Origin of the sequence: Mycobacterium sp. (assembly GCF_019247615.1) — a bacterium.
GTDB lineage: Bacteria > Actinomycetota > Actinomycetes > Mycobacteriales > Mycobacteriaceae > Mycobacterium.
Genome location: NZ_JAFBAT010000239.1, coordinates 1 through 9,442 on the forward strand (window position 1 = coordinate 1; position 9,442 = coordinate 9,442).

8 protein-coding genes are annotated in these 9,442 nt (G+C 68.2%); 4 read left to right on the plus strand and 4 right to left on the minus strand.

Annotated features, from left to right (window positions below):
• Positions 1 to 1,944 (plus strand): 3'-5' exonuclease (locus JO059_RS16345; RefSeq protein WP_293320506.1); only part of this gene is annotated, 1,944 nt, incomplete at its 5' end.
• A gap of 37 nt (positions 1,945 to 1,981) precedes the next feature.
• Here the strand turns inward: JO059_RS16345 and JO059_RS16350 are convergent.
• Positions 1,982 to 2,563, minus strand: a complete 582-nt coding sequence (locus tag JO059_RS16350) for a hypothetical protein (protein WP_293320508.1) — start codon at positions 2,561 to 2,563, stop codon at positions 1,982 to 1,984.
• Position 2,564: 1 nt separating this feature from the next.
• Complete coding sequence (locus JO059_RS16355; RefSeq protein WP_293320518.1) at positions 2,565 to 3,620, minus strand: M23 family metallopeptidase; 1,056 nt, start codon at positions 3,618 to 3,620, stop codon at positions 2,565 to 2,567.
• Positions 3,621 to 4,008: 388 nt separating this feature from the next.
• Between JO059_RS16355 and sucC the strand changes: the two genes are divergently transcribed.
• Together sucC and sucD are read left to right on the plus strand one after the other, a co-directional pair.
• On the plus strand, positions 4,009 to 5,172 hold the full coding sequence (sucC, locus tag JO059_RS16360; RefSeq protein ID WP_293320510.1) for an ADP-forming succinate--CoA ligase subunit beta: 1,164 nt from the start codon (positions 4,009 to 4,011) through the stop codon (positions 5,170 to 5,172).
• Between the two features lie 16 nt (positions 5,173 to 5,188).
• On the plus strand, positions 5,189 to 6,091 hold the full coding sequence (gene sucD / locus JO059_RS16365) for a succinate--CoA ligase subunit alpha (protein ID WP_293320512.1): 903 nt from the start codon (positions 5,189 to 5,191) through the stop codon (positions 6,089 to 6,091).
• Between the two features lie 33 nt (positions 6,092 to 6,124).
• Here the strand turns inward: sucD and JO059_RS16370 are convergent, their stop codons facing one another.
• Together JO059_RS16370 and JO059_RS16375 are read right to left on the minus strand one after the other, a co-directional pair.
• Entirely contained in the window at positions 6,125 to 7,543 is a 1,419-nt protein-coding gene (locus JO059_RS16370) for a PE family protein (RefSeq protein WP_366516229.1), read from the minus strand.
• Between the two features lie 33 nt (positions 7,544 to 7,576).
• Positions 7,577 to 8,425 (minus strand): LLM class F420-dependent oxidoreductase, encoded by an 849-nt coding sequence (locus JO059_RS16375; RefSeq protein WP_293320514.1) that lies wholly within the window; start codon positions 8,423 to 8,425, stop codon positions 7,577 to 7,579.
• Positions 8,426 to 8,664: 239 nt separating this feature from the next.
• Between JO059_RS16375 and JO059_RS16380 the strand changes: the two genes are divergently transcribed.
• Positions 8,665 to 9,442: DUF5336 domain-containing protein (locus JO059_RS16380; protein WP_293320516.1), on the plus strand; the 778-nt coding region annotated here is incomplete at its 3' end.

Below are 9,442 nucleotides of genomic sequence, written 5' to 3' on the forward strand. Positions count from 1 at the left end.
TATGACGCCGATGATTCGCGACGTCTGCTGCAGATGATCGGGCGTGACATGGGGCTCGACATCAAGCGCTATTCGCCGCGGCTGCTGGCCAACGCCATCTCCAACCTGAAGAACGAATTGATCGATCCGGACCAGGCCGTGGCCGACCTGTCGGACGCCTCCGATGAGCTGAGCCGCACGGTCGCCTCGGTCTACGGCGAATACCAGCGGCGGCTGCGGGCGGCCAACGCCTTGGACTTCGACGATCTGATCGGGGAAACGGTGGCGGTGCTGCAGCACTTCCCGCAGATCGCCCAGTATTACCGGCGGCGTTTCCGGCACGTTCTGGTGGACGAATACCAGGACACCAACCACGCCCAGTACGTGCTGGTGCGGGAATTGGTGGGCACGGACACCGAGGATGGTGTGGCCCCCGGGGAACTGTGCGTCGTCGGCGATGCCGATCAGTCGATCTATGCGTTCAGGGGCGCGACCATCCGGAACATCGAGGACTTCGAACGCGACTATCCAGACGCCAAAACCATTCTGCTGGAACAGAACTACCGATCGACGCAAAACATTCTGTCGGCGGCCAACTCCGTCATCGCCCGTAACGCGGGGCGGCGGGAGAAACGCCTGTGGACCGACGCCGGCGCCGGCGAGCCGATCGTCGGCTACGTCGCCGACAACGAGCACGACGAGGCCAGGTTCGTGGCCGAGGAGATCGACGCCCTGGCCGAGCGGGGCGAGATCACCTATAACGACGTGGCCGTGTTCTACCGCACCAACAACTCGTCGCGCTCGTTGGAAGAGGTGTTCATCCGCGCCGGCATTCCGTACAAAGTCGTTGGGGGAGTGCGTTTCTACGAGCGCAAGGAGATCCGCGACATCGTCGCGTACCTGCGGGTGTTGGACAATCCCGGTGATGCGGTCAGCATGCGGCGCATCCTGAACACGCCCCGTCGGGGCATCGGTGACCGGGCGGAGGCTTGCGTTGCGGTCTACGCCGAGAACACCGGTGCCAGTTTCGCCGACGCGCTCGTCGCGGCGGCCGAAGGCAAGGTGCCGATGTTGAATACCCGTGCCGAGAAGGCGATCGCGGGTTTCGTCGACCTGCTCGACGACCTCAGGGGCCACCTCGACGAGGACCTCGGTGACCTGGTCGAGTTGGTGCTCGAACGCACCGGATACCGCGCCGAGCTGGAGTCCTCCACCGATCCGCAGGAGTTGGCGCGGTTGGACAACCTCAACGAATTGGTCAGCGTCGCACACGAATTCAGCACCGACCTGGCGAACACGGCCGCGCTCGACGACTCGCTGCAAACGCCCGAGGACGTGCCGGACACCGGTGTGCTGGCGGCGTTTCTGGAGCGGGTTTCGCTGGTGTCCGACAGCGATGAGATACCGGACGAGGGTGCCGGCATGGTCACGCTCATGACGCTGCACACCGCAAAAGGTTTGGAATTCCCGGTGGTGTTTGTCACCGGCTGGGAGGACGGGATGTTCCCGCACATGCGGGCGCTCGATGATCCCACCGAACTCTGCGAGGAGCGGCGCCTGGCCTATGTCGGCATCACCCGGGCGCGCCAGCGGCTGTATGTGAGCAGGGCCATCGTCCGGTCGTCCTGGGGACAGCCCATGCTCAATCCGGAATCGCGATTCCTGCGGGAGATCCCGCAGGAGCTCATCGACTGGCGGCGCAGCGCACCGACAGCGTCATTCAGCGCCCCGGTGAGCGGTGCCGGCCGATTCGGCGCGCCGCGTCCGGCACCGACGCGCCCGGGGGCGGGCAAACGTCCGCTGCTGGTACTGGAGCCCGGCGACCGGGTGACGCACGACAAGTACGGGCTGGGCCGCGTCGAGGAAGTCTCCGGCGTCGGCGAATCGGCGATGTCACTGATCGACTTCGGCAGCTCGGGCCGGGTCAAGCTGATGCACAACCACGCCCCGCTCAGCAAGCTCTAAAGCGTGTCGAAGGCGTCGGGCCGCAGCAGCCAGCCAATTACCGCCGCAGCCGGCGTTTGATTTCCGGCATAAACGCCAGCACCACGCTCGCGACCGGCAACACCCACAGCACGTACACGATCCACGCGACGCGTGCGCCCGCCAGAAACACGCCGCCATAGGTGAGCACCGCGACCACCGCGCCCGCCGCGATGAGGTATCGCCCCACGGGTCGATGCTGCAGCAGCAGGATCACCCCGGAGATGGTGGTTATCGCGAACACCAGCGCGAGAAAGGCGACCGCGATGCAGAACAGGCGGTCGGTTCGCCACCAACCGGCGATCAGGTCGGTGGCGACGACGGACGTGGCCCACCCGCTGACGATGCTGATCGCGCATGCGGCCACGGCCGCGCGGTCGATGGGCTCGTCGGCAGGCAGCGCGCCGACGCCTGCACGCCGGGCGCTGCCGGGCCCCGCTTCGTAGAGCGACGGACGTGGGGGAAGGTGCGTGGTGGGCGAATCCGGCACCACGGGTATGGGCCCGGTCGGCGCCCGTCGGATGATCCGCGTCCGCGACTCGGACGGCGGTGCGGCATGCTCGGGTGGCGCGGGAGCAGGTGGGTCGTCGGGCGCGGTCACCTCAGCCAGCGTAGTTGCCGACGCTGAGTCCCCGCTTTGCCAACCATGGGACTGGGTCAATTCTTTCGGTGCCGCCCAGGAGCACCTCGAAATGCAGGTGGGGTCCCGTGGAGTTGCCCCGGTTACCCATGGTGGCTATCTGGTCCCCGGCCATCACCTGTTGGCCGACGCTGACGAGCGTGGTGTTGACGTGGCCGTACAGCGTTACCGTGCCGTCGGCATGGCGCAGCTTGACCAACATTCCGTAGCCGCCGGCCGGGCCCGCCTCGATGACGACGCCATCGGACACCGCGTAAATCGGGGTCCCGATCGAGTTGGCGAGGTCGATCCCCGCGTGCAGCACGCCCCAGCGGTACCCGAAGTTGGAGGTGAAGATGCCCTTCGTCGGCATCACATAGAGCGGCTGCTGCAGCCGTGCCTCCCGCTGCGCGCGATCGTGGGCGAAGGCCACGCCCCGGGCGAGTTCCTCGTTGTGCACCGCGGCATTGACCGCTGGTTGGGCCGCGACCACCTGCGCTCCGCGGATCGTGTTGCTGGGCGCGCCGCCGGAAAGTGCCGACACGTTGGCGGTCAGGACGGCCTCGGTCTTGGGGGTGTCGGCGTGGCTCGTCGCCGTGTGGGCCGCCGCGGCTGCCGCGCCGGCGGCCATTGCCGAGATCAGCAGGCGTCCCCGGGCCGCACTGGTGGGCTGCTTGCGATGCTGGCCGTGGCGGCGCACCGCCGGAATGACGTCGGTGATGTCCGACGTGATTTGCGGGCGGTCAACCCGGTGCGGATCGACCGCGGTGTGGAATCGCGAAAGGACCTCCACGGTCACGGGGGCGGCCAGTGAAAGCGGGCCTAGGTCGTCAGTCTCGTGCAGGTCGTCGAGCTCGGGCGCCCGCAGCACCTGCGCTTCGTTATCGAAGGTGGAGTCGGCGCTGAGGTCCAGGTGGTCCAGTTCCCGACAGTCACCGACGAGGTCGAAGTCATCGAAGTCGAAGCCGTCGAGGGGCAGGATCTCCGTCACTTCGTTTCGGTTCGGCTCGGAAAGCCGACCACCTGCCGCGCGACCCACCCTGACGATGTCGGATTTCAGGTCCGATTTCAGGTCGGATTTCAGGTCCGAATTGGCGCCCGAATCCCGGGCAGACGAAGGTAAGAGACGATGCTGGGGCAAGCTGGAATGTCCTCGTATCGTGACCATAACGTTATCTGGACCCTAGGAAGGTAGCGGCTGACCGACTGCACTGGCAACCTCGGTGCAGAATCCGGACCGATATTGTGAACTGGATCACGTCTGCAGCCCGCCGGGCTGCCATAAACCCTCCGTAATGGGCGACGCGACCGTAGCGGCGATCCGGTGGGTGGATACAGTGCCACCGTGCAAGTTACCGATTCCGGCTGTCCCCAGTGCCGGGTCGACGTATCGGCCCAGCATTATGTCGAGCAAAGACGGTGAGCCCATGGACCTTTTCGAGTATCAAGCAAAAGAACTGTTCGCCAAGCACAACGTACCGAGCACCCCGGGTCGGGTAACCGACAGTGCCGAGGGTGCTCGCGCCATCGCCGAGGAGATCGGCCGCCCGGTAATGGTCAAGGCCCAGGTCAAGATCGGCGGACGCGGTAAGGCCGGCGGCGTCAAGTACGCCGCGACACCCGAGGACGCCTACCAGCACGGCAAGAACATCCTCGGCCTCGACATCAAGGGCCACATCGTGAAGAAGCTGCTGGTCGCCGAGGCCAGCGACATCGCCGAGGAGTACTACATCTCCTTTCTGCTCGACCGCGCCAACCGCACCTACCTGGCGATGTGCTCGGTGGAGGGCGGCATGGAGATCGAGGAAGTCGCCGCCACCAAGCCCGATCGGCTCGCCAAGGTACCCGTGGACGCGGTCAAGGGCGTCGATCTGGCGACCGCCCGCTCCATCGCCGAACAGGGCCACCTGCCGGCCGAGGTGCTCGACGCCGCCGCCGTCACCATCTCCAAGCTCTGGGAGCTTTTCGTCGGGGAGGACGCGACGCTGGTCGAGGTCAACCCGCTGGTGCGCACCCCGGACGACCGGATCCTCGCGCTCGACGGCAAGGTCACGCTGGACGCCAACGCGGACTTCCGCCACCCCGAACACGCCGAGTTCGAGGACCGCGACGCCACCGACCCGCTGGAGCTCAAGGCCAAGGAGAACCACCTCAACTACGTCAAACTCGACGGTCAGGTCGGCATCATCGGCAACGGCGCGGGCCTGGTGATGTCGACGCTCGACGTAGTCGCCTACGCCGGCGAGAAGCACGGCGGCGTCAAGCCGGCCAACTTCCTCGACATCGGCGGCGGCGCGTCGGCGGAGGTGATGGCGGCCGGGTTGGACGTGGTGCTCAACGATGAGCAGGTCAAGAGCGTGTTCGTCAACGTCTTCGGTGGCATCACCTCCTGTGATGCCGTGGCCACGGGGATCGTCAAGGCCCTGGAAATCCTCGGTGACGACGCCAACAAGCCGCTGGTGGTACGCCTGGACGGCAACAACGTCGAGGAGGGGCGCCGCATTCTGACCGAGGCCAACCACCCGCTCGTGACGCTGGTGCCCACGATGGACGAGGCCGCCGACAAGGCCGCCGAGCTAGCGAGCGCCTGAGAAAGGACCTGTGCAGATGTCGATTTTCCTCAACCAGGACAACAAGGTCATCGTGCAGGGCATCACCGGCAGCGAGGCCACGGTCCACACCGCGCGCATGCTCAAGGCGGGCACCCAGATCGTCGGTGGCGTGAACGCGCGCAAGGCCGGCACCACCGTCACGCACGAGGACAAGGGCGGCCGGATCGTCAAGCTGCCGGTGTTCGGCGGCGTCGCGGAGGCGATGGAGAAGACCGGCGCCGACGTGTCGATTATCTTTGTGCCGCCGAAGTTCGCCAAGGACGCCATCATCGAGGCCGTCGACGCCCAAATCCCCCTCCTGGTCGTCATCACCGAAGGGATTCCGGTGCAGGACACCGCCTATGCGTGGGCCTACAACCTGAGCACGGGTCACAAGACCCGCATCATCGGCCCGAACTGTCCCGGCATCATCACCCCCGGTCAGGCGCTGGTGGGCATCACCCCCGCCAACATCACCGGCCCGGGACCGGTCGGGCTGGTGTCGAAGTCGGGCACGCTGACCTACCAGATGATGTACGAGCTGCGTGACTTCGGGTTCTCGACCTCCATCGGTATCGGTGGGGATCCGGTGATCGGCACCACCCACATCGATGCCATCGAGGCGTTCGAGAAGGACCCGGACACCAAGGTCATCGTGATGATCGGGGAGATCGGCGGCGACGCCGAGGAGCGTGCCGCCGACTACATCAAGGCCCACGTATCCAAGCCGGTCGTCGGTTACGTCGCGGGGTTCACCGCCCCGGAGGGCAAGACGATGGGCCACGCCGGGGCGATCGTGTCCGGCTCGTCGGGCACCGCCGCCGCCAAGAAGGAGGCCCTCGAGGCGGCCGGCGTCAAGGTCGGCAAGACGCCGTCGGAGACCGCGGCGCTGGCCCGGGAGATCCTCGCCAGCCTGTAGCGGCGGAGTCTGGGCGGTCCGGTGGCCCGCAGTTCAGGTTTTGGGCCCCGGCTCTCCGCTTCGGCCCTGGAACAGCAATCCGCCGCGGCCGCCTATGCCGCCATCGCCCGGGAAGGCGCCAGCGCCCCCGACGCCGCCGGCGCCGCCGAAGCCGAAAAGGAGGCCGCCGTCTCCGCCGTTTCCCCCGTCGCCGCCGTAGCCGAAGAGGAGGCCGCCGTCTCCGCCGTTGACGGACGTGTCGACGGATGGGGCAGCGCCGCCGGTGCCGCCGGTGCCGCCGAGGCCGGCGACGAGGCCGCCAAACCCGCCGTGCCCGCCATTCCCGCCCCCGAGCGAATCGGTGTCGGATACCGCGCCCACGCCGCCGACCCCGCCGTGGCCGCCCACGCCGAACAGGTCGCCGCCCAGGCCGCCGCTTCCGCCGGCCCCGCCGATCCCCGCCCCAGCTCCGCCGGTGCCGCCGACGCCGAACAGTATGCCGCCGCCGCCGCCGCTGCCGCCGCTGCCGCCGCTTCCGTCAAGGCTGTCGATGCCGGGCCCGCCGGCCCCGCCGCTCCCGCCGATGCCGAAGAGGTAGCCACCGACGTCCAAGCCGCTCTGGGAGCCGCCGGTGCCGCCGTGGCCGCCGCCGCCCTCGCCGCCGGCTCCCCCGGCGCCGCCGGCGGCGCCGGTGCCGAACAGGCCGAGTATGCCGCCGCTGCCGCCTAGTCCGCCTCGACCCCCGGTGTTGCCGGCGCCACCGGTTCCGCCGGTTCCGCCGACACCGTAGAGCAAGCGACCGGCGCTGCCGCCGTCGCCGCCCGTGCCGCCGGTGCCCGTACTGCTGGCGCCGCCGGCCCCGCCGTTGCCGCCGCGGCCGACAAAGAGGGCGCCGTTGCCGCCGGCGCCTCCGGCGCCGCCCTTGCCGGTGATGCTGGCGCCACCGGCGCCGCCGGTGCCGCCGGAGCCGTATAGCACCCCGGCGTCCCCGCCGTTACCGCCGCTCTGGCCGGGTGCGCCGGAGCCGCCCGCGCCGCCATTGCCGACCAACAGCCCACCGGGTGCGCCTTGTTGGCCGGTTCCCGCGGCGCCGTTGGCGCCGTTGCCGATCAGAGGGCGTCCGACCAGCGCCTGGCTGGGCGCATTGATCGCCGCAAGCAGATCCTGCTGCAGGGCTTGCAGCGGTGCGGCATTGGCGGCTTCGGCACCGGCGTATGCGCCCGCGCCCGACTTGAGGAGCTGGACAAACTGCTGGTGAAATGCCGCAGCGTCGCTACTGAGCGCCTGATGCGCCCGCGCGTGCGCGGCGAACAGCCTGGTGACCGCCAACGAGACCGTGTCGGCGCCCGCGGGCAGCATCCCCACCGTCGGGGCGGCCGCCGCTGCGTTGGCAGAGTTGACCGTCGAACCGATATTCGCCAACTCCGTGGCCGCAGCCGTCAGAGATTCCGGCGCAGCGATCACAAAGGACACCAGACCTCCAAAGGGGGGGTGTAAACCGTCGCGCTATACGACGGCGGCCAGCTTAGCGGCGAGCCGCTCCACGTAGGCGGCGACCTCGTCGTCGGAGCGGTCCGGCAGGCCGAAGAGCACCTCGGTCACCCCGAGCGCGGCCCAGCGCGCGAGCTTCTCGGGGACCGGCTTGAAGTCCAGCGCGACGATCTGCGGCGCGCCGTCCCGGTCGGCGGCCGCCCAGGTGTCCTGCAGCAACTTGACGGGTTCATCGATCTCGAAGTCGCGCGGGGTGGTGATCCACCCGTCGGCGCTGCGGGCGATCCACTTGAAGTTCTTCTCGTTGCCCGCCGCCCCCACCAGGACCGGAATGTGTGGCTGCACCGGCTTGGGCCAGGCCCAGCTAGGTCCGAAGTTGACGAACTCGCCGTCGTAGGCGGCCTCCTCCTGCGTCCACAAGGCCCGCATCGCCTCGAGGTACTCGCGCAGCATGGTGCGTCGCCGCGCCGGGGGCACGCCATGGTCGCTCAGCTCGTCGGTGTTCCAGCCGAAGCCGACACCGAGGCTAACCCGGCCATCCGACAAGTGGTCCAGCGTCGCAATGCTTTTCGCCAGCGTGATGGGGTCATGCTCGACGGGCAAGGCCACCGCGGTGGAGAGCCGCACCCGCGAGGTGACGGCGCACGCCGTACCCAGGCTTACCCACGGGTCGAGTGTGCGCATGTAGCGGTCGTCCGGCAGCGACGCGTCACCTGTTGTCGGATGGGCGGCCTGACGCTTGACCGGGATATGTGTGTGTTCCGGCACGTAGAACGTGTGGAAGCCGTGGTCCTCGGCAAGCTTGGCGGCTGCCGCGGGGGAGATGCCACGATCGCTGGTGAATAGCACGAGCCCGTAATCCATGCCCAGAATTAGAACGTGTTCTACCTGCGGTGGGCAAGCCGCCTCGACGGCAGCCGGTCGTGCGCCGAGTAGGTGGCTGCGGCACCGGCGCGCGCGTGTGCGCTAGCGTGGGTGATCGATCGCGCCGCAACGCACGATCTCCGAAGGTGTTTTCGAAGGCGGCGCACCTGGAAGGACAGCGCCGCAATGCAATGGCGTCGCCATGGCACTTCTAGGCACTGGAAGTAACAGGAGGAGTAATGACCTACGCGCCCGGTAGTCCCGGCTACCAGCCCACGCACTCCGGCGGCTCCTACGCGGGCGCCACCCCTTCCTTCGCGAAGGAGGGCGACGGCGAAAGCAAGCTTCCGTTCTACCTGACCATCGCCGTGGCCGCGCTCGGCTTCCTTGCCTATTTGGCGAGCTTCGGTCCGCTGGCGACTGTCAATGTCGACATCGGTCCGTCGAGCGCTGTATCCGGTGCCGGCACGGCTCTGGGTGTCGTCGCGGCCCTCCTGGCCGGATTGCTCGCCGCCGCCAGCCTGCTGCCGAGGGCGAAGAACTATACGGGTGTCATCGCGGCGATCGCGGTGCTCGGAGTGCTGCTGGTGGTCTCGGAAATCGTCAATATGGGCAACGGCGTCTCGATTGGCTGGGGGCTGTGGCTAATTCTGGTTTTCAGCGGGCTGCAGGCGGTCGCGGCGATTTACGCGTTGCTGCTGGACGCCGGCGTCGTCAGCGCCCCGAAACCACGGCCCAAGTTCGACCCGTACGCGCAATATGGCCAGTACGGCCAATACGGGCAGTACGGCCAATATGGGCAGTACGGTCAGCAGCCGTACGACGGTCAGCCGGGTCAGCCAGGCCCGCAGCAGCATGCCGGCCAGCAGGCCCACAACCTGCAGCAGCCCGCCGGGTACGGCTCGCAATACGGCGGTCCACCCTCGAGCCAGGCTCCGACCCAGGCCGCGATACCCACGACGTCGACCGGCGGATTCGGCGGTGCTCCGGCGTCGCAGTCCGGACCTCCGCACGCAG